This window comes from Streptomyces sp. SGAir0957 (genome assembly GCF_043523415.1).
Genome location: NZ_CP027293.1, coordinates 5700260 through 5724549 on the forward strand (window position 1 = coordinate 5700260; position 24290 = coordinate 5724549).

Below are 24290 nucleotides of genomic sequence, written 5' to 3' on the forward strand. Positions count from 1 at the left end.
ATGGCCACCCAGGCAGACGGTTTCACCGGTGACGACACGGGGGCCGAGGCCCGCGAGGCGGTGGTCGAGGCCGCGCTCGGCAAGCTCGACCTCGACGCCAAGGCGCGACTCCTCGCCGGACAGGACATGTGGTCGCTGCCCGCGCTCCCCGAGATCGGCCTCGCCTCGCTTGTCATGTCCGACGGCCCGATCGGGGTGCGCGGCGTGCGCTGGACCGCCGACGACCCGTCGATCGCCCTGCCCTCCCCGACCGCGCTCGCCGCGACCTGGGACCCCGCGCTCGCCCGCCGGGCAGGCGCGCTCCTCGCCCAGGAGGCCCGCCGCAAGGGCGTCCACGTGCTGCTCGCCCCGACCGTGAACCTGCACCGTTCGCCGCTCGGCGGCCGCCACTTCGAGGCCTACAGCGAGGACCCGCTGCTCACGGGCGCCATCGGCACCGGTTACGTGCGGGGCGTCCAGTCGGGCGGCGTCGGCACCACCGTCAAGCACTTCGTCGCCAACGACGCCGAGACCGACCGCTTCACCGTGGACAACCTGGTCTCCGCGCGCGCCCTGCGCGAGCTGTACCTGGCGCCGTTCGAGACCATCGTCGCGGGCGCCCACCCGTGGGGGATCATGACCGCCTACAACACGGTCAACGGCACGACGATGACCGAGCACCGCCACCTCGTGCACGAGATCCTGCGCGGTGAATGGGGCTTCGACGGCTTCAACGTCTCCGACTGGATGGCCGCCCGCTCCACCACCGGCGCCCTCAAGGGCGGCCTCGACGTCGCCATGCCCGGCCCGCAGACCGTGTACGGGCCCGCGCTCGCCGCCGCCGTACGCGCCGGGGAGGCCGAGGAGTCCGAGGTCGACGACGCCGTGCGCCGCGTGCTGCGCCTCGCCGCCCGCGTCGGCGCCCTGGACGGTGCCGAACCCGCCGTGTCCGCTTCGAGGCGCCCGGCCGAGATCGACGGTGTGGCACTGGCCCGCGAGGTCGCCCGCCGCGCCTTCGTCCTCGTACGCAACTCCGGCGGTGCCCTGCCGCTGCGCCCCGACGCGAGGATCGCGCTCATCGGCGCCGCCGCCCGCGACGCCCGCGTCCTCGGCGGCGGCTCCGCCACCGTCTTCCCCGAGCGCGTCGTCTCCCCGCTCGACGGCCTGCGCGCCGCGACGCACTCCGTCACGTACGCCCTCGGCGCCGACCCGAGCGACGAACTCGCCGCCGCCGACAAGGGGTTCGAGCTGCGCGCCGTCTGCCGCGACGCCGACGGCACCGTCATCGGCGAGGGCTCCCTGCCCAGCGGCCAGCTCCAGTGGATGGGCGACGACCTGCCCGCCGGGGTCACCCACGAGGCGCTGCACAGCATCGAGATCCAGGGCACGTTCACCCCGCGCGTCAGCGGCGACCACGCCTTCGGCACCCGCGGCCTCGGCGCGTTCACCCTCACCGTCGACGGCACCGTCCTCTACGACGGCGTCCAGGCCATGAGTGACGAGTCCGACCCCTTCGAGGCGTTCTTCGGCGCCCCGCTGGAGCGCGGCAAGGTCACGCTCACCGAGGGGCAGCCGGTCGAGGTCTCCCTGTTCCACCCGCTGGACAAGTCCCTCGTCCTGCCGCTGCCCGCCGTGATCTTCAGCCTCACCCACCTCGAACCGCGTCGCGACGCGGACGCGCTCATCGCGGAGGCGGTCGAGGCCGCGCGTGACGCCGAGGTCGCCGTCGTCGTGGTCGCCACCACCGAACGTGTCGAGTCCGAGGGCTTCGACCGCGCCGACCTGCGCCTGCCCGGCCGCCAGGACGACCTCGTCCGCGCCGTCGCCGCCGCCAACCCGAACACCGTCGTGGTCGTCAACTCCGGCTCCCCGGTGGAGCTTCCGTGGCGCGACGACGTGGCGGCGGTCCTGCTGTCCTGGTTCCCCGGCCAGGAAGGCGGCGACGCCCTCGCCGACGTGCTCCTCGGCGCGGAGGAGCCGGGCGGCCGACTGCCCACGACCTGGGGCGCGTTCGCCGACGCCCCGGTCACCCGGGTCACCCCGGCCGACGGCCGACTCGACTACGCCGAGGGCGTGTTCATCGGCTACCGCGCCTGGGACAAGGCGGGCGCCACGCCCTCCTACCCGTTCGGACACGGTCTCGGCTACACCGACTGGACCTACGAGACGCTGGACGTCACCGGCGACGACGAGGGAGGCATGACGGCCACCGTCCGCGTCCGCAACAGCGGTCCCCGGCCCGGCCGCGAGGTCGTCCAGCTCTACCTGGCGCCGAGCGAGCCCGACCAGGACCGGCCCGCCCGCTGGCTGGTCGGCTTCGCGAGCGTCACGGCCGCCCCCGGCGAGACCGTCGAGGCCGTCGTCGAACTCCCGCGCCGCGCCTTCGAGATCTGGGACGAGGACGCGGACGCGTGGGCGTACCGGGCGGGCCGGTACGAGCTGACGGCCGGCCGCTCGCTCACCGACGGGCGCGTGAGCGAGACGATCGTGGCCTGAGCCACGGGGGGCGGTCAGGACCGCACGGGCCCGGCCTGCGAAGGCGTGATCAGGCCCGCACGCCGAATCCGTACACCGTCTGCGACCGGTACACCTCGCCCGGCCGCAGCACGGTGGACGGGAAGTCGGGCCGGTTCGGCGAGTCCGGGAAGTGCTGCGTCTCCAGCGCGATCCCGTCGCCCGGCGCGAACGGCAGGCCCTCGGCGAAGCCGTCCGAGGTGTAGAGCTGGATGCCCGGCTCGGTCGTCGCGATGGTCAGGACCCGGCCGGACGCGGGGTCGTGCAGCTCCGCGATCTCCTCGGGGGCGCCGGTGACGCCCTTGTCGAGCACGTAGTTGTGGTCGTACCCGGCGCCGACCTTCCGGCTCTCCCGGAAGTCGAACCGCGTGCCGTCGACCTCCTGCGGCGCACCGGCCGGGATCAGATCGGCGTCCACGGCGGTCACCCGCCCGGCGGCGATCCGCAGCTCGTGCCCGCCCACCGCGGTCCCGGACGCGGCCCCGCCCAGGTTCCAGTAGGTGTGGTTGGTGAGGTTCACGACGGTCGGCGCGTCGGTCACCGCCTCGTACGACAGGCGCAGCACCCCGCCCTCCTCCAGCGCGTACGTCGCCGTGACCGCGAGCCGCCCGGGGAACCCCTCCTCGCCGTCGGCGGAGACGAGGGTGAGCCGCAGCGCGTGCTCCCCGACCGGTTCCGCGTCCCACACCCGCTTGTCGAAGCCGCGCTCGCCGCCGTGCAGTGAGTTCGGCCCGTTGGTCTGCGCCAGCCGGTGCACCTGTCCGTCCAGCTCGAACCGGCCGCCCGCGATCCGGTTCGCGTACCGGCCGACCAGGGCGCCCAAGTAGGGCTCCGGGTGCGCCAGATAGCCGGCCAGATCGTCGAAACCGAGGGAGACGGACGTGCGGGCCCCCTCACGGTCGGGCACCTCGACCGACTGCAGGATGGAGCCGTACGTCAGGACGCGTACCCGCACCCCGTCCCGTTCCAGGGTCCAGCGGTGGACGTCGGTGCCGTCGGGGAGGGCGTCGAAGAGTTCGCTGCGCATGATCGAGACCCTACGCCCTGCCGATCCGCCTCATTCGGCGGTGGTCACGGCCGTCTCATTCGGCGTCACGGCCGTCTCATTCGGCGGTGGTCACCCCGCGGAACGCGAGCGCCGCGAGCCGCGCCTGCCCGTTCTTGCTGGGGTGGAACCAGTCCCACTGGCTCAACTGATCGCCGTCGAACCGGTACCCGAAGACCGCGCCGTCGTCGGAGCGGCACCGCCGGTCCTTCGCGCACACGTCCTTCAGCACCTCGTTGTACGCCTCCACGCGCCGCTGCACCTCGTCACGGCGCGCGGTCGCCGCCGCGTCCATCGCGTCCGGATCGGCCAGCATCGACGCGCAGATGCCCAGCTTCCACACCTGCTTGCCCAGCGGGTTCATCCGCCCCTGCGACCAGAGCCGCTTCAGATCCGGCACGCTCAACACGTACACCTGCGCCTTCGGGGCCGCCTGCCGCAACTGCCGCAGCGACTCCTCGAAGTCGGCCCGGAAGTCGGCCACCGGCGTCATCGCGCCGACCGTCGGACGGCACGCGTCGTTCGCCCCGGCCATCACCGTCACCAGCTCGGGCCGCTCCGCGCCGGCCTGTTCCATCTGCGCCGGCAGATCGGCCATCCGCGCCCCGGTCCGCGCGTAGTTCCAACTGTGCGTCTTGGCCCGGCTCTTCCCGAGCAGCCGTACCGCCAGGCTCTTGACCTGCGCGTCCGTGCCCGTCGCCCACGACACCTCCGGGCAGTCGGAGAGCACCGAGCAGGCGTCGAACCCGCGCGTGATCGAGTCCCCCACGGCGGCGAGGGAGCGCGGGCTCTTGTCCCACACCGGCGTCGGCGACGGCTTCACGGCGGCCGTCGACCCGCGGGGACCGGGGGAGTTGCCCCCGGAGGCGTCACACGCGGTGAGCGCGCCGATGCCCAGCACGGCGGCCGACACGGTGGCGACGAGGGGCCGGACACCGACCCGCCGATGGCTCCGCTCACGCATCCCGTGCTCCCCTCCGTCGTCCACTGCGGCCCCCGCGCCCACCGTACGCGGGGCCGGGGTTGCGCCCCGCCGGGTGAAAGGTCGGCGTTTGTACGCCCCGGGACCGACAGTACGACACACTCCTTGCAGCACTGCGCGATAGCCTCGCCCCGGGGTCCCCGGTCGACCCGGTGAGACCCCGCTGTACCGGTTCCGCTAAATTACAACACGTCAGATGTGTCCCTTTTTGTCTGGGCTCGTTGGTCCGGTCGCGAAGGGAAGAAGGCTCGGCACGGGCGCGAGGCCGCTGGGGAAGGCGAACCTCGACCCACACTGGAGGTCCGGTGACGACACGTGGAGTTCTGTACGTGCACTCCGCGCCGCGCGCGCTGTGCCCGCACGTCGAATGGGCGGTAGCGGGCGTACTCGGCGCGCGCGTCAGCCTCGACTGGATCAGGCAGCCCGCGGCGCCTGGCACCTGGAGATCCGAGTTCTCCTGGCGCGGCGAGGCGGGCACGGCCGCGAAGCTGGCCTCCGCGCTGCGCGGCTGGCAGCTGCTCCGCTTCGAGGTGACGGCCGAACCGTGTGCCAACGCCGAGGGCGAGCGCTACAGCGCCACCCCCGAACTCGGCATCTTCCACGCCGTCACCGGTATCCACGGCGACATCCTCATCCCCGAGGACCGGCTGCGCGCCGCACTGGCCCGCTCCATCGACGGCGAGACGAACCTGGAGACCGAGGTCAACAAGCTCCTCGGCAAGCCCTGGGACGACGAACTGGAGCCCTTCCGCTACGCCGGGGAGGGCGCCCCCGTCCGCTGGCTGCACCAGGTGGTCTGACCTGGTCAGGTGATGCGCGAGGGGCCCGCCCGGGATATCCCGGGCGGGCCCCTCGTTCGTTCAGGGGGCGGCTGCCCCGAGGCGCGGGCCCCAGGGCGCCTGGCTCAGACCGTGCGGAACGCCAGCACCACGTTGTGCCCACCGAAGCCGAACGAGTCGTTCAGCGCGGCGATGCGGCCCTCGACGGGCAGCTTGCGCGCCTCCCCGCGGACGATGTCCGCGGCGGCCTCGGCCTCGGGGTCCAGGTTCTCCACGTTGATCGTCGGCGGAGCCACCCGGTGGTACAGGGCGAGGACGGACGCCACGGTCTCGACGCCGCCGGCGCCACCGAGCAGATGCCCGGTCATCGACTTCGTCGCGGAGACGGCGATGTGGTCGGTGTCGTCACCGAACACCTTGCGCAGCGCCTTCAGCTCGGCCACGTCACCGGCGGGCGTCGACGTCGCGTGCGCGTTCACGTGCACGATCTCCGCCGGGTCCAGGTCGGTGTTGGCCAGCAGGTTGCGCAGGGCCTGCGCGATGCCGCGGCCCTCCGGCTCCGGCTGCACGATGTCGTGGCTGTCGGCGGAGATGCCCTGGCCGACGGCTTCCGCGTAGACGCGGGCACCGCGCGCGGCGGCGTGCTCGGCCGACTCCAGAACGATCACGCCGGCGCCCTCACCGAGGACGAAGCCGTCCCGCGCGGTGTCGTAGGGGCGCGAGGCGCCCTGCGGGTCGTCGTTGTTCTTGGACATCGCCATCATGTTGCCGAACGCGGCGATGGGCAGCGGGTGGATGGCCGCCTCGGTGCCACCGCAGACGACGACGTCGGCGCGGCCGGTGCGGATCATCTCGATGCCGTAGCCGATGGCCTCGGCGCCGGACGCGCACGCGGAGACCGGGGTGTGCACGCCCGCGCGGGCGTTCACCGCAAGGCCCACGTTGGCGGACGGGCCGTTGGGCATCAGCATCGGCACGGTGTGCGGGGAGACGCGGCGGACGCCCTTCTCCTTCAGCACGTCGTACTGGTCGAGCAGCGTCGTGACGCCGCCGATGCCGGACGCGATGACGGCGCCGAGCCGCTCGGGCTCGACGGCCGTGTCCTCGCCTGCCTTACCGGTGAAACCGGCGTCGGCCCAGGCTTCCTTGGCGGCGATCAGCGCGAACTGGGCCGAGCGGTCCAGCTTGCGGGCCTGCGGGCGAGGAATGACCTCGCTCGGGTCCACAGCGGCCGTCGCCGCGATGCGGACCGCCTGCTCGGCGGCCCACTCCTGCTCCAGGGGCTTGACACCGGAACGTCCGGCGACCAGACCCTCCCAGGTGGTTGTCGCGTCGCCACCCAGCGGTGAGGTTGCGCCGATACCGGTGACGACCACGGTGCGATTGGTCGAGCTCACAGGAATTCTTTCTCCAACGGATGCGAGGGATTCAGCGGCGCCACCGCCGGGTGGCGGAGCGACTGACCTTCAGGCTGCGCTTGTGGCTCAGCTCTGGTGGTCGAGGATGTACTTCGTGGCGTCGCCGACGGTCTTGAGGTTCTTGACGTCGTCGTCCGGGATCTTGACGTCGAAGCGCTCTTCGGCGGCGACGACGACCTCGACCATCGACAGCGAGTCGACGTCCAGGTCATCGGTGAAGGACTTGTCCTCCTGGACGTCCTCGGTGGGGATCCCGGCAATCTCGTTCACGATCTCGGCGAGACCGGCGACGATCTCTTCCTGAGTGGCGGCCATTGTGGCGCTCCTTCGGTGTGTATCCAGAGGGTGTGGCGCCCGCCGCGTCAGCGGCAGGTTGACGACCGTCCGGATCAGGGTGATCCGGACGGGGATGCCTAGGGGAGGGTAACGACCGTCGCGGCGTACACGAGACCCGCCCCGAAGCCGATGACGAGCGCGGTGTCGCCGCTCTTCGCCTCGCCGGTCGCCAGGAGCCGCTCCATCGCGAGCGGAATCGAGGCGGCCGACGTGTTGCCGGTGGTGCGTACGTCACGGGCGACCGTGACGTGCTCCGGCAGCTTCAGAGTCTTCACCATCGAGTCGATGATCCGCTCGTTGGCCTGGTGCGGAATGAAGACGTCCAGGTCGTCCGGGCTGATCCCGGCCGCGTCCAGCGCCTGCTGGGCGACCTTCGCCATCTCGAACACGGCCCAGCGGAAGACCGCCTGGCCCTCCTGTGTGATCGCGGGGAACTTGACGTTGCCCGCGGAGTCGAGTGCCAGCTGCGACACGTCGCCGCCGACCCGGTACTGGTCCCACGGCACGGTCTGCTTGATCGTCCCGGCCTTGTCGCCCTCGGAACCCCACACCGTGGGGCCGATCGCGGGCTCCTGGGACGGACCGACGATCACCGCGCCGGCACCGTCACCGAACAGGAAGGCCGTCGCCCGGTCCTCCAGGTCGGTCAGGTCCGACAGCCGCTCCACGCCGATGACCAGCACATATTCCGCGCTGCCCTCGACGATCATGCCCTTGGCCAGCGTCAGTCCGTAACCGAACCCCGCGCAGCCGGCGGAGATGTCGAACGCCGCCGCCTTCTGCGTGCCCAGCTTGTCCGCGATCTCCGTCGCGATGGCCGGCGTCTGCGCGAAGTGCGAGACGGTCGACACGACGACGGCACCGATCTGCTCGGGCCGGATGCCCGCGTCGGCGACAGCCTTGCCGGACGCCTCGACGGACATCATCGCGACGGTCTCCTCGTCGCTCGCCCAGTGCCGGGTGGAGATGCCGGAGCGCGAACGGATCCACTCGTCGGACGAGTCGATCTTCTCGAGGATCACCTCGTTCGGCACGACCCGCGTCGGCCGGTAGCCACCGACACCGAGGATGCGCGCGTACGGGGCACCCTTGCTGGGCTTGATCTTCGACATGCTGCTCGGATCTCCTTGTCAGGCCGTGGCGCTTGCTTCGGCGATCAGGGCGCGGGCTGCGTCGAGGTCGTCGGGGGTCTTCAGGGCGAGGGTCTTGACGCCGGGCAGGGCCCGCTTGGCGATGCCGGTGAGGGTGCCGCCGGGGCAGACCTCGATCAGCGCGCTCACGCCGAGCTCCTGGAACGTCTCCATGCACAGGTCCCAGCGGACCGGGTTCGCGACCTGGCCGACCAGGCGCGCCAGCACCTCGTCGCCCGTCGCGACCGTCTTGCCGTCCTTGTTCGAGACGTACGTGACCGTGGGGTCGGCCGGGGTCAGCTCCTTCGCGGCCTCCTCCAGCTTCGCCACCGCGGGGGCCATGTGCCGGGTGTGGAACGCGCCCGCCACCTTCAACGGCACCACGCGCCGCACGCCCTCGGGCTTGTCCTCCGCGAGCGCGGCCAGCTCCTCGAGCGTGCCGGCGGCCACGATCTGGCCCGCGCCGTTCACGTTCGCCGGGGTCAGGCCCAGCTTCTCCAGGTGCGCCACGGTGGTCTCGGGGTCGCCGCCGAGCAGCGCCGCCATACCGGTCTCCGTGATCGCCGCGGCCTCGGCCATGGCCAGACCACGACGGCGCACGAGCCGCAGAGCCGCCGCGTCGTCGAGCACGCCCGCGAACGCGGCCGCGGTGATCTCGCCGACACTGTGCCCCGCCACAGCGCCGGGCGTGACGTCGCCGAGCGCGGACGCGGAGAGCAGCCCGGCCGCGACAAGGAGCGGCTGGGCCACGGCCGTGTCGCGGATCGCGTCCGCGTCGGCCTGCGTGCCGTAGTGGGCAAGGTCGAGTCCGATGGCGTCGGACCATGCGGCGATGCGGTCCGACGCGCCGGGGAGGTCGAGCCAGGGAGTCAGGAAGCCGGGCGTCTGGGCGCCTTGGCCGGGAGCGACGAGTACGAGCACTCTCACACTCTCTCTTGAGGACGGTGCTGGCCGCCCGTGGGGACAGGGACGAAGAACCCGAAGGGGAATTGTAGACCCCCGACAAAAGGCTAGGACTGGGGATCCGCGTCGGCCAGGCGTCCCAGGATGAGGGCGATGCGCAACGTGAACGCCGAGCGGACGTCCGACGGCGACCACCCGGTGACGTCCGTCACACGTCGGAGCCGGTAGCGGACGGTGTTCGGGTGCACGAAGAGCATCCGGGCCGCGCCCTCCAGACTGCTCGCCTGCTCCAGATAGACGCTGAGCGTCTCGAGCAGAGCCGAACCCGCTTCCTCCAACGGTCTGTAGATCTCCTCCACCAACTGCTCCCGCGCGGAGGGGTCGCCCGCGATCGCGCGCTCCGGAAGCAGATCGTCCGCCAGAACCGGACGCGGAGCGTCCTGCCAGGCACCGCACGCCTTGAGCCCGGCCGCCGCAGCCTGCGCGGAACGGGTCGCCGCCAGCAGGTCCGGCACCACGGGCCCCGCGACCACGGCCCCCGCCGCGAACGGCCCGATCAGCGACTTCGCCACCGCCAGCGGATTGTCGCTGCCGCCCGCGATCACCACGAGCCGGTCCCCGAGTACCCCGGTCAGCACCTGCAGCTTGGCGTGGCGCGACGCCCGCCGGATCGCCTCCACGGTCAGCTCGCTGTCCCCGTCGGGCGCCGTCCCGAGCACCACGCACACATGCTCCGGCGAGTTCCACCCCAGCGCCGCGGCCCGGCTGATCGCGCCCTCGTCGGCCTCCCCGGACAGCACCGCGTTCACCACGAGCGACTCCAGGCGCGCGTCCCACGCACCCCGCGCCTCCGCCGCCTGCGCGTACACCTGGGCGGTCGCGAACGCGATCTCCCGCGCGTACACGAGCAGCGCCTCCCGCAGCACGCTCTCGTCACCCGGCGCGGCCACCTCGTCGATGGCCGACTCCATGACCTCGATCGTGGTCCGTACCATCTCCACGGTCTGACGCAGCGTGATCGCCCGGGTCAGCTCCCGCGGCGCCGTGCCGAACACGTCCGTCGAGATCGCCTGCGGCGTGTCCGGGTGCCGGAACCACTCGGTGAACGCCGCGATACCCGCCTGCGCCACCAGCCCGATCCACGACCGGTTCTCCGGCGGCATGGCCCGGTACCAGGACAGCGTCTCGTCCATGCGCGTGATCGCCTGCGCGGCGAGCGCCCCGGATGACTTCTCCAGGCGCTTCAGGGTCGCCGAGTGCGGGTGCGGGTCCGCACGGGGGTTCGGGCGGCGGTCCGCCGGTTCGTTCGCTGAAGTCTGCGCTGATTCCGATTGGGGCACGGGGACAAGACTGCCTTACCGGGACGGCTCGGCGGAGTGGAGGGTCCGCGCCGGGCGCCCGGGACGGCCGGAAACGGCGGCTGCCAGCGGCTACCGACAGCTACCGTGGATGCTGTGATTGATGTCCGCCGCTCCGCCGACCGCTATCCGGGCGGTGAACCCGACGCCGGGATCGAGTCCTTCCACGCCTTCTCCTTCGGCCCGCACTACGACCCGGACAACCTGCGCTTCGGCTCCATCCTCGCCTGCAACGAGGAGCACCTCGCCCCCGGCGCCGGCTTCGCCGAACACCCCCACAGCCACACCGAGATCGTCACCTGGGTCATCTCCGGCGAACTCACGCACCGGGACTCCACCGGCCACGAGTCCGTCGTCCACCCCGGCGATGTCCAGCACCTGAGCTCCGGCGGGGGCGTCCGCCACGTCGAACGCAACGACGGCACCAAGCCCCTCGTCTTCCTCCAGATGTGGCTCGCCCCCCGCGCCCCGGGCGGCGACCCCGCCTACGACGTCGTCCACGGCATCGCCGACTCCACCCCCTACGACGTCCCCGCGGCGGACGCCACCCTCCACATCCGCCGCCTGGCCGACGGCGAACGAACCGAACTCCCCTCCGCGCCCCACGTCTACGTCCACGTGCTCCGCGGCGAAGCACGGCTGCACACCACGGAGTTGCGTCAGGGCGACGCCGTCCGCGTCACGGAGGAATCGGCCGTCGAGCTAGTCGCGCTCAAGGGGACGCATCTGCTGATCTGGGAGATGGGACATGGGAACGGGGGCCCTGCCGGGACGGGGCGGGGCTGAGGGGTGACTCGGGGTGGCAGTGGTGCGGGGTGGGGCGCCCCGGGCGGGCGGTACCGGGTCGGCATCACGGGTGAGGGCGGGCAGTTGAATGAGGGCGGCCCGGGGAGCCTTGAGCAGCCGCTCTGAGGCGTGGTCGGCGCTGGGCTCCAGACGGCCGGGTCAGGACTGGCCCCGCGCCGGGCCGGTTACGGGTTCGGGCTGGGCCAGGTGTCGGGCCCGGACTGGGGCGGTAGCGGGTCCGGACTGGGCCGGTGCCGGGTCGGACCGGGTCCATGTCGGACCCGCTTCGGGCTGGGGAGGCGCCGCACACCCCTGCGGACCGGACCCGGCGAGGTGTGCAGCGCCCCTCACTCGCTGCCGGTCACAGCTCGGAGAGCACCGCGTCGGTGAAGGGCGGCCATGCCTCCGCCGCCCACGGGCCGAACGCCCGGTCAGCCAGCGCGACACAGGCCACGCCCGCCGCCGGGTCTACCCACAGGAATGTGCCGGACTGACCGAAGTGGCCGAACGTGCGCGGGGACGACTGGCTCCCCGTCCAGTGCGGCGACTTGTGGTCGCGGATCTCGAACCCGAGCCCCCAGTCGTTCGGATTCTGGTGCCCGTACCCCGGGAGCACCCCCTTCGTACCCGGGTACTGCACCGTCATCGCCTCGGCCACGGTGCGCGGATCGAGCAACCGGGGCGCCTGCAGCTCCGCGGCGAACCGCACCAGGTCGTCCACCGTGGACACCCCGTCCTTGGCGGGCGAGCCGTCCAGCGACGTGGCGGTCATCCCGAGCGGCTCGAGCACGGCCTGCCGCAGATACTCGGCGAACGGGATGTCCGTCGCCTTCTCGATGTGGTCCCCGAGCACCTCGAAGCCCGCGTTCGAGTACAGCCGCCGGGTCCCGGGTTCCGACGTCGTCCGGTGCTCGTCGAAGGCGAGGCCGCTGGTGTGCGCGAGCAGGTGCCGCACCGTCGACCCCTCCGGCCCGGCCGGCTCGTCCAGCTCGACCGCCCCCTCCTCGTAGGCGACGAGCACCGCGTAGGCGGCGAGCGGCTTGGTGACCGAGGCCAGCGGGAAACGGTGGGCCGTGGGACCGTGCGCGCCCAGTACCGTGCCGTCCGCTCGGACGACGGCTGCGGCGGCGGTCGGGACCGGCCAGTTCTCGATCAAGGCGAGGCTCTGCATGTGCACGAGCCTAGAACGTCAGCCGCATCGCGGGTGAGGGGGTGCGGGTGAACCCCAGCGAGGCGTACAGCGGCTCACCCTGCGCCGTCGCGTGCAGGTCGATCCGGCGCACGTCACGCGCCCGGTACCAGGCCAGGAGCGCTTCCACGCAGGCCCGCGAGTAGCCCTTGCGCCGGTGCTCCGGGTCGGTGCACACATTGAAGACGTGCCCGGAGCTGCCGGAGGGGTTGCCCGGACCGCCCAGACCGCGATGGATCGCCCCCGTGGCACAGGCCGCGAGCCCGGCCCCCGGCAACGGGGCGTCGATGACGAACGCGGTCAACTCCCCCTCAGGCTCGGCGAGATACGCGCGCAGGGCCGCGATCGTCGCAGGCTGCCAGCTCACGTCGGTGCTGGGGCGCATCGAATCGAGCATGATCTTGCGCAGCCGGACCAGCTCTTCGGCATCCTCGGGGACGGCGCGGCGGACGAGGCTCATGATCCGGACCGTAGCGCGAGCACCGCCGTGACGTCGCCGGAGATTTCCCCCACGATGCTTGCTTGGAGCGCACTCCAAGGTTCTAGCGTGGGGGCCATGACGGTGATGGAGACCACGCCCGCACCCAACCGGACCGAGCCCGAGCGGACCAAGGCCGACGCCTGCGCCTCGGCGCCGAGCGCGCACCCACGCCCCGACGGCCAGGACCGGTACACGATCAGCGAGGTCGTCGCCTTCACCGGACTGACCGCGCACACCTTGCGGTGGTACGAGCGGATCGGGCTGATGCCCGATGTCGACCGCTCGCACACCGGCCAGCGCCGCTACAGCAACCGCGACCTGGACTGGCTCGCCTTCGTCGGCAAACTGCGACTGACCGGCATGCCGGTCGCCCACATGGTTCGCTACGCCGAACTGGTTCGCCTGGGCGAGGACACCTTCGACGAGCGCCGTGAACTCCTCGAATCGACCCGCCGCGACGTCCTGAACCGGATGGCCGAGCTGCAGGACACCCTCGCGGTGCTCGACCACAAGATCCACTTCTATGCGGGCGCCCAGCAGGCGTCGGAAAGGACCTGAACCACATGGCCCACACCGAACGGACGCCGTCGGCCGACGAAGTACTTCTCTCCACTGTTGAGTTGGGAAACAACGGGCCCGTGGTGGGCGTTCAGGGCCTCGGCTGCATGGGGATGAGCTGGGCCTACGGTCCGACCGACGCCGAGGAGGCACGAGCCACCCTGGAGCGGTCGCTCGAACTCGGCGTCACCTTGTTCGACACCGCCGACGTCTATGGCGCCGGTGAGAACGAGAAGTTCCTTGCTCCTTTCGTCAAGGCGCACCGGGACGAGATCGCCCTCGCCACCAAGTTCGCCATCGGCTCCGATCCCGACGACCCCTACAAGCGCACCATCCGCAACGACCCCGCCTACATCAGGACCTGCATCGACGCCAGCCTCCAGCGCCTGGACGCCGACTCGGTCGACCTGTACTACATGCACCGCCGGGACCCCGCGGTCCCCATCGAGGAGACGGTCGGCGCGATGGCCGAACTCGTCGCTGCCGGCAAGGTCAAGCACCTCGGCCTCAGTGAGGTCACCGCCGCCGAACTGCGCGCCGCGCACTCCGTCCACCCGATCGCGGCCGTCCAGTCCGAGTGGTCACTGTTCAGCCGGGACATCGAGCGGTCGGTGGTGCCGGCCGCCGCCGAGCTCGGTGTCGCGCTGGTCCCCTATTCGCCGCTCGGCCGCGGGTTCCTCACCGGTGCCTTCGTCAGTGCCGACAAGGAGTTGTCCGAGGACGACTTCCGCCGCCAGCAGCCCCGGTTCACCGGCGACAACGCCGCCGCCAACGCGGCCCTGCTCGAACCCGTCCGCCAGGTCGCCGACCGCCATGGCGCCTCCCTCGGGCAGATCGCCCTGGCCTGGGTACAGCGGCAGTCGGAGACCTTCGGCCTCCCCGTCGTCCCGATCCCCGGCACCCGCAAGCGCAGCCGGGTCGAGGAGAACACCGCCGCGACCCGGATCCGCCTCACCGATGAGGACCTGGCGCTCCTGGAACCGATCGCCTCCCGGGTCTCGGGTGAGCGCTACGCCGACATGAGCTTCACCTCGGCGGGGCGCGAGTAGCCACGGGACCGGTGCCTCCCCGCCCCGGCGACCGGCTGGCGTCGGAGCGGGCGGGCAGGCGGCAGGGGAGAGCGCTGCGAGGCCCGGGGACCTTGTCCTGCCCCTCATGCCAGCCCCAGTGCGAACACCGTGAACCCGGCGGCGAGCAGTCCGGCCAGCGCCCGGCGGTGCCGGCCGACCCGGGTCCACGGTGCCTCGAACCCCCGCGTCCGGCGGCCTACCAAGACGAGCAGCGCCGCGAACAGTGGCAGCCACGCGATGCGAGCGGCTATCCAGACCGGAGAGTCGGGCGCGGTGGTCAGGCCCGGTATCGCTCCGGCGAAGGACGCGGGGACCGCCGCCGCGAGCATCGCCGTCTGGTGCCAGCACAGGATCGTCATGGCCGAAAGGTTGATCACGACGACCGGTGCCCACAGAGCGGGGCGACGCAGCAGGCGGCCGATACGCTCCCGCAGGAGTATCGCGGCGCCGCTCTGTGCGGCGGCCAGAGCCAGGACCAGAAGCGACGGCGGGTGCGAATTGGTCCGCGTCTCGCCCGGCACCCCGACCATCGACACCGGGTAGTGGAAGACGAGCAGGAGCATCGCGAACAGTGCGATCCCACCCGCCAGCAGTACCCAGGCGCTCCGCTTGCCGAGCCTCTTCCCGGCCCAGCCGACGCCCAGTTGGTAGGCGAACATCCAACCCGGCAGAAGGTTCAGCAGACTCAGCCACGACGGCATCGCCGATGCGCAGGGCCCGTACCTGAGGAAGTCGACCACGGCGACCGCGCAGAGCAGAGGCGCGGCGGCCCAGGCACCGAACCGGTCGGAAGCCCGGATGCAGTACGGGGTGAGCGCGGTGATCAACGTGTAGATCCCGACGAACCAGAGCGGCTGTATCACCAGAGTGGACCCGGTCCGCAGAGTCGTGGCCGGTACGCCGACGGCATACAGCACCGGGATCAGCGCGGCCCACACCGCCATCACTCCCAGCACCGGACGGCCGAGTCGTGCCAGCCGGCCCTGCAGCCAGCGAGCTGTCGAAGTGCCGCGCTCCCGGGCTCGCCGGTAGGAAAGCGCCGAGGCGTATCCACCCACGAGGAAGAAGACGCCGAGCATCTGCAGGATCCAGCTCACGGGCGCGAAGAAGCCGAACGCGGACAGCGGGCTCGCATTGTGCAGGGCGCCGTGGTCGTCCAGGGTGAATCCGCCGAGGAGCCAGTGCCCGGTGGGAACGGCGAGCAGGGCCATGGCACGCAGTCCGTCGACCGCCCGGTCCCGGTGGGCCGGGGTCTTCGCGTCGATCGCGGCGACCGCCGAGGCGGCGGACGCCCGCAGGGTGGTGAGGGTCATGTGGACGCTCCGGTGGCGATACGGGTGAAGGCACGCAGCGAGTCCGTGCCGGGTGCGAAATAGCCGGTGTGGCCGTGGGCCCGCTCGGCCGGGATGCGGCGGGCTCCGAAGGACGGGTCGACAGGGTCGGTCCCGTGTCCCAGGCCGAGCAGTTCGACGTGCGGGACCTTGGCGATCCAGTCGCTGTCGTCCCGCGCCGCCCACACGCGGGCGCTGGTGCGCAGAGCGGAGACGCTGTCCGCGCGTACTCCGGGGGATGCGAAGACCACCAGGTCGGAGGCGATCAGCCGGGAGGCGGCGAGCCCGCACACCACCGAGCCGTAGCTGTGACAGAAGACGACTGGTCTCGGGCCGCCCGCCGCGACCAGTCCTTGCACGAAGCGGGTGAGACGAGGCGCCCCCGCCTCGGCCAGTCGGCCGGTGGCGGCGTCCGGGCCGAGCCCGACCGGCGTGGTGTACCCGACCCACGCCACGACCGCCGTCCGGCCCCGTGCCGCCGCGTACAGGGACTTCGCCATCCCGGTGGGCGTCCCGTACACGTCCTTGGCCCGGTCGAACGAACCCAGGTCCATGTCCGAGCCGGGAACGACCACGGAGACATGGCGGGCGGCCTGCAAGTCGCCGTACACCTCGGCCACTTGTCCTCGGCCGCGCGGGTCGAAGGCAAGTATCCGCCGCTCGGGAGCGAGCAGCTGCGCGCACCGGTCGGCGAGGGCCTGAGCCGCCGCCCGGGTGTGCGCGGTCAGGGTGGTGTCCCGCGCATCGGCCAAGGCTCGGGTCCTCTCCGCCCGCAACGCCAGCGCGTTCGCCTCGTAGCGCAACGGGATCGGCGCACCGTCCAGATTGCCGACGACCGAAGGGTGCCGGACCGCCAGCTCATGCTGTGCCTTCGTACTCAACCCGCGGAAGAAGGCGGCCACGTGCGCCGGGCTCGCCGTCCCCGGGTCGGGCAGGGGAGTCCCCAGCATGTCGTCCGCGATCCAGGACGCGGTGCCGGGCGGCGGGCCGGTGAGCGGGCGCTGCTCGTGGCCCGAGGCCCAGCCCGCTGTGCCCGCGACGATCGTCGTCGTGAGCGCGGCGGCGACCAGAGTGCGGCGGCCGCGTCGTTTCCAAGAACCCAGGCCCATCGCCCGTCTCCCCTCCGTTGGTGTGACGAGGGGAAGGTAGGGAGACGGCCTCGGCCGACACGTCACACCGAGGAGCCAACTAGCGGCTGCTACCTGGGTATCCGTGCCTGATACCGCAGTAGGGGGTGAGGTGGCCGTAGTCCGCTGGTCTCGGAAGTCGTCGTCATACCGCGGGCGTTGGTCCTCGCGGAGACGTCCCGGCGGACACCGTGCGCCAGGGTGCGGTCATACCCGGGTCGTGGGTCCTATTGATCGCCGGGCGTGACGAGGCCCGACTCGTAAGCGAAGATCACGGCCTGTGCGCGGTCCCGCAGATCCAACTTCGCGAGCACGCGGCCGATGTGGGTCTTCACAGTCTGCTCGGCCAGCACCAGCTTCCGGGCGATCTCCTGGTTGGACAGGCCGCGCGCGATCAGCTCGAGCACCTCGAGCTCGCGTGGCGTCAGGGACTTGAGCCGCGGTGAACGGTCCCTGCGCGCCGGCCGGGTCTTGGCGAAGTCCTCGATGAGGCGCTTGGTGACGGTCGGCGCGAGCAACGCCTCCCCGGCCGCGACGATCCGCACCGCACCGATCAGATCCGCCGGCGGCGCGTCCTTGAGCAGGAAGCCGGAGGCGCCCGCCCGCAGCGCGGCATACACATAGTCGTCCACGTCGAAGGTGGTCAGCATGAGCACCTTGGGACGGTGCACCACGCCCGGCGGCGGAGTCAGCAGCTCGCGCGTCGCCGCCAGTCCGTCCATCTCGGGCATGCGGACGTCCATGAGCACCACATCGGGGTGTGTGGACCGGCTGACGTCGACGCCCTGCCTGCCGTCAGGCGCCTCACCCACCACGTCGATGTCGCTCTGCGCGGACAGCAGGGCGGCGAACCCCGCCCGCACCATGCTCTGGTCGTCGACGATGATCACGCGGATGGTCATGCGTGCGGGGATCCTTTACGCCGAAGGGGATTCTGGCGGGGTCAGCGGGAGCCGGGCCGCGACACGGAAACCTCCGGCGGGCAGCGGCCCCACGTCGAGCGTGCCGCCGACCAACCGTACGCGCTCGCGCATCCCGACCAGGCCGTGACCCGTACCGGTGGACTCGATGGGAGAGACGGGTTCGGCGGCCGGACCGTTGACCACGATCACCAGCAAGGCGTCCTCGTCCAGACCGATCGAAATCTGAGTTTGTGCGCCAGGAGCATGCCGCACCACGTTTGCGAGAGCCTCCTGCACGATCCGGTACGCGGAGAGGTCCACCGCGGGTGGCACATCGGCCAGTTGATCGACGAGCGTCAGCTCCAGATACGACAACTCGGCCGGTACCCCGCCCCGTATGGTCGCCTCAACCAGCTCTCCCAGGTGTGCGAGGCCGGGCTGAGGCGTCAGATCGCTTTGTGTGCCCTCGCTGCGCAGGACGGCCAGGAGGCGCCGCATCTCGGTCAGCGAAGCCCGTGCGCCCGCGGCGATGGAGGCGAACTCCTCGCGGGTCTCCCCGGTCAGGCCGTCCAGCCGGTACGGCGCGGAGTCCGCCTGCACCGTGATCACCGACATGTGGTGCGCGACGACGTCGTGCAACTCCCGGGCGATCCTCGCCCGTTCCTCGAGCAGTGTGCGCCGGGTCCGCTCGGCCTCGCTGATCGTCTCCTGCTCGACGAGCTTGCGCTGGGTCTCGCCGCGCTCTCTCAGCAGGGCGCCGAGGAGCAGCACTCCGCCGCTCAGGACGATGAGCAGGACGCTCGTGTCCTGGCTGGACTCGTCGCGGAACATGCCGAGGACGATGCTGACGACGACCGTGACCAGCCAGATGGCGATGAGTCTGCGGCGGGTCTCCCGCAGCGCCAGGGCTACGCACAGCAGCACGTACCCGACGACGACCATGGGTGTCCAGGGCGACGGATGGTGTGCGTCGCCCTGGAACAGGGGGATCGCCCCGAGCGTGGCGGCGACGATCACGATGTACCAGGCGGCCAGCGGGCGGCTGACCGCGAGCAGCAGGGGAGCGGCCTGCGCCACGCCGATGGCACCTGCGAGGCCGCCGTCCACTCCGTATTCGTGCGACAGCACCTGCGTCGTGACCGGGATGAGCGCCGCGACGAATCCGAGTGCGATCAGGTAGGGCAGCAGCCGCATCCAGCGCTTGGGTGCCTGGGCCAGCAACGGCTCGGAGCGCTCCCCGCCCACAGCGGTGGTGAGCGCCGAAGCGGCCGCGGCCAGCCTTTCGCCGGTGCGGCGCAGCCATCGGCCCAGGGCAAGGCCTCGGCCCCCTCGGCCGGACTCTTCGTCCGGTGGCCGGGGGGCGTACTCGAATCGGGGCGGTGGAGTGCTCATCGCCCGTTCAGCGTAGGCACAGGGCACCGGGCGTGCCGTCATACCGAGGTGCTCAATGCCGCCTCATACCCAGGTATCACCAGCGGCGGCCCGACTGTCAGAGCTCCGCGAGGAGTTCGGCCTTCTTCGTCGTGAACTCCGCGTCCGTCACCAGCCCCGCCTGATGCAGTTCGCCGAGGTGGCGGATGCGGTCCGCGATGTCCGCCGGGTCACGGCGCCCGGCGGCCGCGGAATCGGCGCGCAGCGCCCCGGCCGACGCGGGCGCGGGACTCGTGGACCGTACGGCGGCGAGCACCGAGGCGGCGAAGGGCAGGGACTCGTGCACGGGCCCGTAGCCGAGCCCGAAGACGACGGCGGCCGGGTCCTGGTCGGCCTGCCCGGGCTGTTCCTCGGCCGACGCCCGGTGCACGAGGCGCAGGTAGCCCTCGAACAGTTCGGGGGAGCGCCACTCCACGCCGCTGAGGTCGGCGATGGGGAAGGTCTTGTCCCCGGCTTTCCACTTCGCCGACGAGGCTCCCGTCCAGAACCAGCGGAAGGACACCGAGGTTCCATCGAAAGAGGCCTTGCCGTCGTACGCCTTGAACTGCTTCGGCGCCTCGGGCGGGGCGACCAGGTAGCCGTCCGGCCGCATGTCCTTGTCGGTGTCGAGCATGGCGCGCAGTTCGTCGGCGTAGTACTCGGCGAGCGCCTCCCGCTCGGCCGGCAGCACTAGGCGGTAAGGGTCGCAAGCATCTTTGAGCTGGCCCGCCGCGGCATCCATCAATGGATCCACGCCGGGTCTCGGTTCCGCGTGCAGCACCACGGTCCCGCGCTTACCAGGAGTCAAGGTCACCGCCGCGATCGCTTCCAGAGGGATGCGGCGTTCACCGAGCGCCTGCAGGAGCTTCGGTGTGCGGATCCCCCGTTCGAAGCGGATGAGCACGGAGTCGGACTCGAACTCCCAGGCGGCATGAAATCCGGCCAGTACGTCACCCATGCGGCTCATCGTATGCGGCATGCGCGCCTCCGTCGCCTGTTGCGTCGGACCACTGTTTCACCGATTTCTACGCGCGTCAGGCAGAGGTACTACCGGAAAATCCTTTCCGGCACTGCGTATCCGCTCCCGCGCAGCGCACCGATCGGTACGAGCCAGTCCCGATCTCGGCGAAGTTGCCGAGACTTTCGGTGCCCGGTTCGAAGTAACCGGTGTGGCCCTTGGAGTCTGCTGAGGAGACGACCCGTGCGCCGAAGCCGGCGGAGACCGGGTCGGCGCCGTGCCCGAGACCGCCCACCTCCATGTAGGGGACGTCCTGGATCCAGTCGTCCTTGTCGCGGGTGGCCCACACGCGCGCGTGGGTGCCGAGACCGGCGACGTTCTCGGTCCGCATCCCCGGGCTGCCCGCCACCGCGATGTCGCTGACCCGCGCGGGCATGTGGTGCGCCGCGACACCGCAGACCACGGAGCCGTAGCTGTGGCAGTACAAGGCGACGGGGGAGCGGCCGGGCAGGCCGCGCAGCATCGCGTTGAGCCGGACCGCGCCGTCGTCGGCCCGCATCGACGTGGCGGCGTCCACGCCGAGACCGGCCGGTGCCGTGTAGTCGGCCCACGCGATGACGGCGGTGCGGGTCCGCGGGCTCGCCGCGCGCTCGGCGGCGTACAAGGAGCGGGCCATGCCCACGGGCGCCGAGTACTTGCGGAAGGTCCGCTGGAAGGTCAGGACGTTCGTGTCGACGCCCGGCACCACGACGGAGACACGCTCCGCCTTGTCGAGGTCGCCGAAGACCTCGGCCACCCGGCCGGAGCCCATGGGGTCGAAGGCGAAGATCTTGCGGTCGGGGTTGGCCAGGAGCGCGAAGCGCTTCATGCGCTGCTCGGCGTTGGCCTGGCCGACCGAGGACAGTCGTACGTCGTGCACGCGTTTCGCCTCGACCTTGCGGGCCTGGTCGAGCGCGCGGCGATTGGCGCGGTAGCGCAGTTCGACGGGGGCGCCGTTCATGTTGCCGACCGCGAGGGGGTAGCGCGCGACGAGCGTGCCGCGCTGGTGTTGGGAGAGCGAGGCGAAGAAGCGCGCGAGGCGGGCCGGGGAGCCGTCTGGCCTCGGCAGGGCGTGACCGTCGAGTCTGCCGTGCTCCCACGAGGTGAGCGCGGCCTGGAGCGGCGACGATGCGCCCCGGTGATGCCGCACCGCGGTCCACCCGGTGGTCGCCAGCATGATGAACACGACGGCCAGCGCAAGCAGCGCGCGCCACACGTTGAGCTGGGGGGAGGAGTCGAAGGAAGTCACTGCGGGACACCCTAGGAGAAGCCCGGACCGCTCCGTACCACGGGTGAGGCAGATCACGTTTTCATCGGCGGATTTGGGCAAAAGCAGACGCAGTCACGGGCCTGCCTTCACGCTGCGTGAGGACTTGGGCTGGCCACGCGCGCGTACGTGCGACTGGCGCCACGTGAGGGCGCTCGCGCTCCGCGCGGCCTCACGCTCAACCTCCGGTGTGGCGACCGCTCACGCTCCGGCGCGGCCCCACCGCTCTCCCTCCGGTGTGGCGACCGCTCACGCTCCGGCGCGGCCCCACCGCTCGCCCAGGGACGGCTTCAAGTGGTCGAGGTAGGACTCGGTGAGTGCGCGGATGGCGTCGAGGCTCGCGTCCTCGCCCGCGCCCCACAGGCGGCCCGTCATCCGCATCACTCCGCTGAACGCGGCCACCGCGACGCGCGGGCGCGGGTCGGTGTCCACGTCGAGCCCCTCGCGTTCCGCGATGACGCGCGCGATCTCCTCCTCCAGCTCGATGGAGCGGCGCAGATGCGCGGCAAGGAGCGCCGGAGTCGACTCGATCATCTGGTAGGTCCGCATGTGCAGTTCGACCGGGATGACTTCCTCGACCGAGCGGCTCAGCGCCTCCCAGGTGCCGAGGACGGAATGGCGCAGCGCCTCGAACGGACTCTCTCCTGCGGGTCGTTCGCGCAAGGCGGCGACGAAGCGGGACTCCACCATCTCCTGGACGGCGAACGCGGCCTCCTCCTTGTTGGCGAAATAGCGGAAGAAGGTCCGCTGGGAGACCTCGCAGGCCTCGGCGATCTCATCGACGGTGGTGGACTCGAACCCCTGGGACGTGAAGAGCTCAAGTGCGGCGCGCAACAGGGCGTTTCGAGTGCGCTGCTTCTTGAGTTCACGCAGGTTCAACCGAGTCGTCATGATCCTCTTTCGGGCTGTTTGTGCAGCCCAGCGTAGTGTGAGCGACGTGACAGTTACCGACTTGTGAAATACTTTGTCAACTGTCAGGCGCTGTCACTAGCCTCGAACGTATGACTAGTCAGACCACTGTCGACAAGGCGGACCGGGTTCCGGGACCCGACCCCGTCCCGGCACCGGCCAAGGGGCTGCGCGGCCACCCCTGGCTGACCCTCTTCTCCGTCGCGATCGGCGTGATGATGGTCGCCCTCGACGGCACCATCGTCGCCATCGCCAACCCGGCCATCCAGAAGGACCTCGGCGCGAGCTTCGCCGACGTCCAGTGGATCACCAACGGCTACTTCCTCGCCCTCGCGGTCACGCTCATCACCGCGGGCAAGCTCGGCGACCGGTTCGGACACCGGCAGACCTTCCTCATCGGTGTGGTCGGGTTCGCCGCCGCCTCGGGAGCCATCGGCCTGTCCGACAGCATCGCGCTCGTCGTCACCTTCCGTGTCTTCCAGGGCCTGTTCGGTGCGCTCCTCATGCCCGCCGCGCTCGGCCTGCTGCGCGCCACCTTCCCCGCCGAGAAGCTGAACATGGCGATCGGTATCTGGGGCATGGTCATCGGCGCGTCGACCGCGGGCGGACCGATCCTCGGCGGCGTGCTCGTGGAGCACGTCAGCTGGCAGTCCGTCTTCTTCATCAACGTCCCCGTGGGCGTCCTCGCGCTCGTCCTCGGGCTCGTCATCCTCCTCGACCACCGCGCCGAGAACGCGCCGCGGTCCTTCGACATACCCGGCATCGCGCTGCTGTCCGGCGCGATGTTCTGTCTCGTCTGGGCCCTCATCAAGGCGCCCGAGTGGGGCTGGGGCGACGGCCTGACCTGGACGTTCCTCGCCGCGGCGGTGCTCTGCTTCGTGGTGTTCGCGCTGTGGGAGACCCGGGTCGCCGAGCCGCTCATCCCGCTCGGTCTGTTCCGCTCGGTGCCGCTGTCGGCCGGTGTGGTGCTGATGGTGCTCATGGCGATCGCGTTCATGGGCGGCCTGTTCTTCGTCACCTTCTACCTGCAGAACGTGCACGGCATGAGCCCGATCGACAGCGGTCTGCACCTGTTGCCGCTGACCGGCATGATGATCGTCGCCTCGCCGCTGGCCGGCGCGATGATCACGAAGGTCGGGCCGCGCATCCCGCTCGCGGGCGGCATGGCGTGCACGGCCATCGCCATGTACGGCATGTCCACGCTGGAGGCGGGCACCGGCAGCGGCATCATGTCCGTCTGGTTCGGGCTCCTCGGCCTCGGCCTCGCACCCGTCATGGTCGGCGCCACCGAGGTCATCGTGGGCAACGCGCCGATGGAGCTGTCCGGTGTCGCCGGCGGACTCCAGCAGGCCGCGATGCAGATCGGCGGCAGCCTCGGCACGGCCGTCCTCGGCGCCGTGATGGCGTCGAAGGTGGACAGCGACCTCGCGGGCAACTGGACCGACGCCAAGCTTCCGCCGCTGTCCCCGACGCAGCTGGACCAGGCGTCCGAGGCCGTCCAGGTCGGTGCCGCGCCGGTGCCGCCCGGCACGCCGGCCGCGCTCGCGGAGAAGATCACGGGTGTCGCGCACGACACCTTCATCTCCGGCATGAGCCTGGCCTGCCTGGTCGCTTCCGGTGTCGCCGTCGTCGCGATCCTCGTCGCGATGCTCACCAAGAGGGGTGACAACGCGGACGCGGCGGCGGGTGCCGCGCACATCTGATCCGCAGGCGGTCCCGGTGCCCATGACCCCAGCTCATGGGGTCGGGCAGTACCGCCCTCAGCCGTCGACAGGGCGCTGAAACCGCTCGTGTGGGGGAAGCCCCCGGGAACCTTCCG

22 protein-coding genes are annotated in these 24290 nt (G+C 71.3%); 6 read left to right on the plus strand and 16 right to left on the minus strand.

Translation table 11 applies throughout. The annotated features are described in order from the left end of the window. Nucleotides 1-2475, plus strand: a complete 2475-nt coding sequence (locus C1N81_RS30400; RefSeq protein WP_394434437.1) for a beta-glucosidase — start codon at nt 1-3, stop codon at nt 2473-2475. Nucleotides 2476-2524: 49 nt separating this feature from the next. Here the strand turns inward: C1N81_RS30400 and C1N81_RS30405 are convergent, their stop codons facing one another. After that, entirely contained in the window at nt 2525-3520 is a 996-nt protein-coding gene (locus C1N81_RS30405) for an aldose epimerase family protein (protein ID WP_394434439.1), read from the minus strand. A 76-nt stretch (nt 3521-3596) separates the two neighbouring features. Further along, the gene (locus tag C1N81_RS30410; RefSeq protein ID WP_394434440.1) at nt 3597-4502 is read right to left on the minus strand and encodes an SGNH/GDSL hydrolase family protein; all 906 of its coding nucleotides are present in this window, start codon (nt 4500-4502) and stop codon (nt 3597-3599) included. 323 nt (nt 4503-4825) lie between these two features. Between C1N81_RS30410 and C1N81_RS30415 the strand changes: the two genes are divergently transcribed. After that, a complete protein-coding gene (locus C1N81_RS30415; protein WP_394434442.1) occupies nt 4826-5320 on the plus strand; it encodes a DUF3145 domain-containing protein in 495 nt (164 codons plus the stop codon). Between the two features lie 104 nt (nt 5321-5424). Here C1N81_RS30415 and C1N81_RS30420 read toward each other — a convergent pair whose 3' ends face one another. From C1N81_RS30420 to fasR, 5 genes are all read right to left on the minus strand, one after another. Beyond that, nucleotides 5425-6696 (minus strand): beta-ketoacyl-[acyl-carrier-protein] synthase family protein, encoded by a 1272-nt coding sequence (locus tag C1N81_RS30420; protein WP_394434444.1) that lies wholly within the window; start codon nt 6694-6696, stop codon nt 5425-5427. 87 nt (nt 6697-6783) lie between these two features. Continuing rightward, nucleotides 6784-7032, minus strand: coding sequence for an acyl carrier protein (locus C1N81_RS30425; RefSeq protein ID WP_394434446.1), 249 nt, complete (start codon nt 7030-7032; stop codon nt 6784-6786). A 98-nt stretch (nt 7033-7130) separates the two neighbouring features. Next, a complete protein-coding gene (locus C1N81_RS30430) occupies nt 7131-8165 on the minus strand; it encodes a ketoacyl-ACP synthase III (RefSeq protein WP_394434448.1) in 1035 nt (344 codons plus the stop codon). A gap of 18 nt (nt 8166-8183) precedes the next feature. Continuing rightward, entirely contained in the window at nt 8184-9104 is a 921-nt protein-coding gene (locus tag C1N81_RS30435; RefSeq protein ID WP_394434450.1) for an ACP S-malonyltransferase, read from the minus strand. 89 nt (nt 9105-9193) lie between these two features. Next, entirely contained in the window at nt 9194-10333 is a 1140-nt protein-coding gene (gene fasR / locus C1N81_RS30440; RefSeq protein ID WP_394438319.1) for a fatty acid biosynthesis transcriptional regulator FasR, read from the minus strand. Nucleotides 10334-10543: 210 nt separating this feature from the next. Between fasR and C1N81_RS30445 the strand changes: the two genes are divergently transcribed. Continuing rightward, nucleotides 10544-11230: a pirin family protein gene (locus C1N81_RS30445; protein WP_394438321.1), complete on the plus strand. Its 687-nt coding sequence runs from the start codon at nt 10544-10546 to the stop codon at nt 11228-11230. A 361-nt stretch (nt 11231-11591) separates the two neighbouring features. Here the strand turns inward: C1N81_RS30445 and C1N81_RS30450 are convergent, their stop codons facing one another. Both C1N81_RS30450 and C1N81_RS30455 read right to left on the minus strand, forming a co-directional pair. Continuing rightward, complete coding sequence (locus C1N81_RS30450; protein ID WP_394434452.1) at nt 11592-12407, minus strand: serine hydrolase domain-containing protein; 816 nt, start codon at nt 12405-12407, stop codon at nt 11592-11594. A 4-nt stretch (nt 12408-12411) separates the two neighbouring features. Further along, entirely contained in the window at nt 12412-12879 is a 468-nt protein-coding gene (locus C1N81_RS30455; protein ID WP_394434454.1) for a GNAT family N-acetyltransferase, read from the minus strand. Between the two features lie 96 nt (nt 12880-12975). On the opposite strand from C1N81_RS30455, the gene C1N81_RS30460 reads away from it, so the two are divergent. Together C1N81_RS30460 and C1N81_RS30465 are read left to right on the plus strand one after the other, a co-directional pair. Then, entirely contained in the window at nt 12976-13458 is a 483-nt protein-coding gene (locus tag C1N81_RS30460) for a MerR family transcriptional regulator (protein ID WP_394434456.1), read from the plus strand. Between the two features lie 5 nt (nt 13459-13463). Continuing rightward, entirely contained in the window at nt 13464-14507 is a 1044-nt protein-coding gene (locus tag C1N81_RS30465; protein ID WP_394434458.1) for an aldo/keto reductase, read from the plus strand. 104 nt (nt 14508-14611) lie between these two features. On the opposite strand, the gene C1N81_RS30470 is transcribed toward C1N81_RS30465, so the two are convergent. From C1N81_RS30470 to C1N81_RS30500, 7 genes are all read right to left on the minus strand, one after another. After that, entirely contained in the window at nt 14612-15841 is a 1230-nt protein-coding gene (locus C1N81_RS30470) for an acyltransferase family protein (protein WP_394434460.1), read from the minus strand. Further along, nucleotides 15838-16968, minus strand: coding sequence for an alpha/beta hydrolase (locus C1N81_RS30475; RefSeq protein ID WP_394434462.1), 1131 nt, complete (start codon nt 16966-16968; stop codon nt 15838-15840). Before C1N81_RS30475 ends, C1N81_RS30470 begins: the two co-directional genes overlap by 4 nt. A gap of 245 nt (nt 16969-17213) precedes the next feature. Beyond that, nucleotides 17214-17888 (minus strand): response regulator, encoded by a 675-nt coding sequence (locus C1N81_RS30480; protein ID WP_394434464.1) that lies wholly within the window; start codon nt 17886-17888, stop codon nt 17214-17216. Between the two features lie 15 nt (nt 17889-17903). Beyond that, nucleotides 17904-19280: a sensor histidine kinase gene (locus C1N81_RS30485; protein ID WP_394434465.1), complete on the minus strand. Its 1377-nt coding sequence runs from the start codon at nt 19278-19280 to the stop codon at nt 17904-17906. A 97-nt stretch (nt 19281-19377) separates the two neighbouring features. Continuing rightward, complete coding sequence (locus tag C1N81_RS30490) at nt 19378-20256, minus strand: DUF4429 domain-containing protein (RefSeq protein WP_394434466.1); 879 nt, start codon at nt 20254-20256, stop codon at nt 19378-19380. 76 nt (nt 20257-20332) lie between these two features. Beyond that, nucleotides 20333-21544, minus strand: a complete 1212-nt coding sequence (locus C1N81_RS30495; protein WP_394434468.1) for an alpha/beta hydrolase — start codon at nt 21542-21544, stop codon at nt 20333-20335. Between the two features lie 267 nt (nt 21545-21811). Beyond that, nucleotides 21812-22453, minus strand: coding sequence for a TetR family transcriptional regulator (locus C1N81_RS30500; protein ID WP_394434470.1), 642 nt, complete (start codon nt 22451-22453; stop codon nt 21812-21814). A 110-nt stretch (nt 22454-22563) separates the two neighbouring features. Between C1N81_RS30500 and C1N81_RS30505 the strand changes: the two genes are divergently transcribed. Beyond that, nucleotides 22564-24174: an MFS transporter gene (locus tag C1N81_RS30505; RefSeq protein WP_394434472.1), complete on the plus strand. Its 1611-nt coding sequence runs from the start codon at nt 22564-22566 to the stop codon at nt 24172-24174. The last annotated feature ends 116 nt before the right edge of the window (nt 24175-24290 follow it).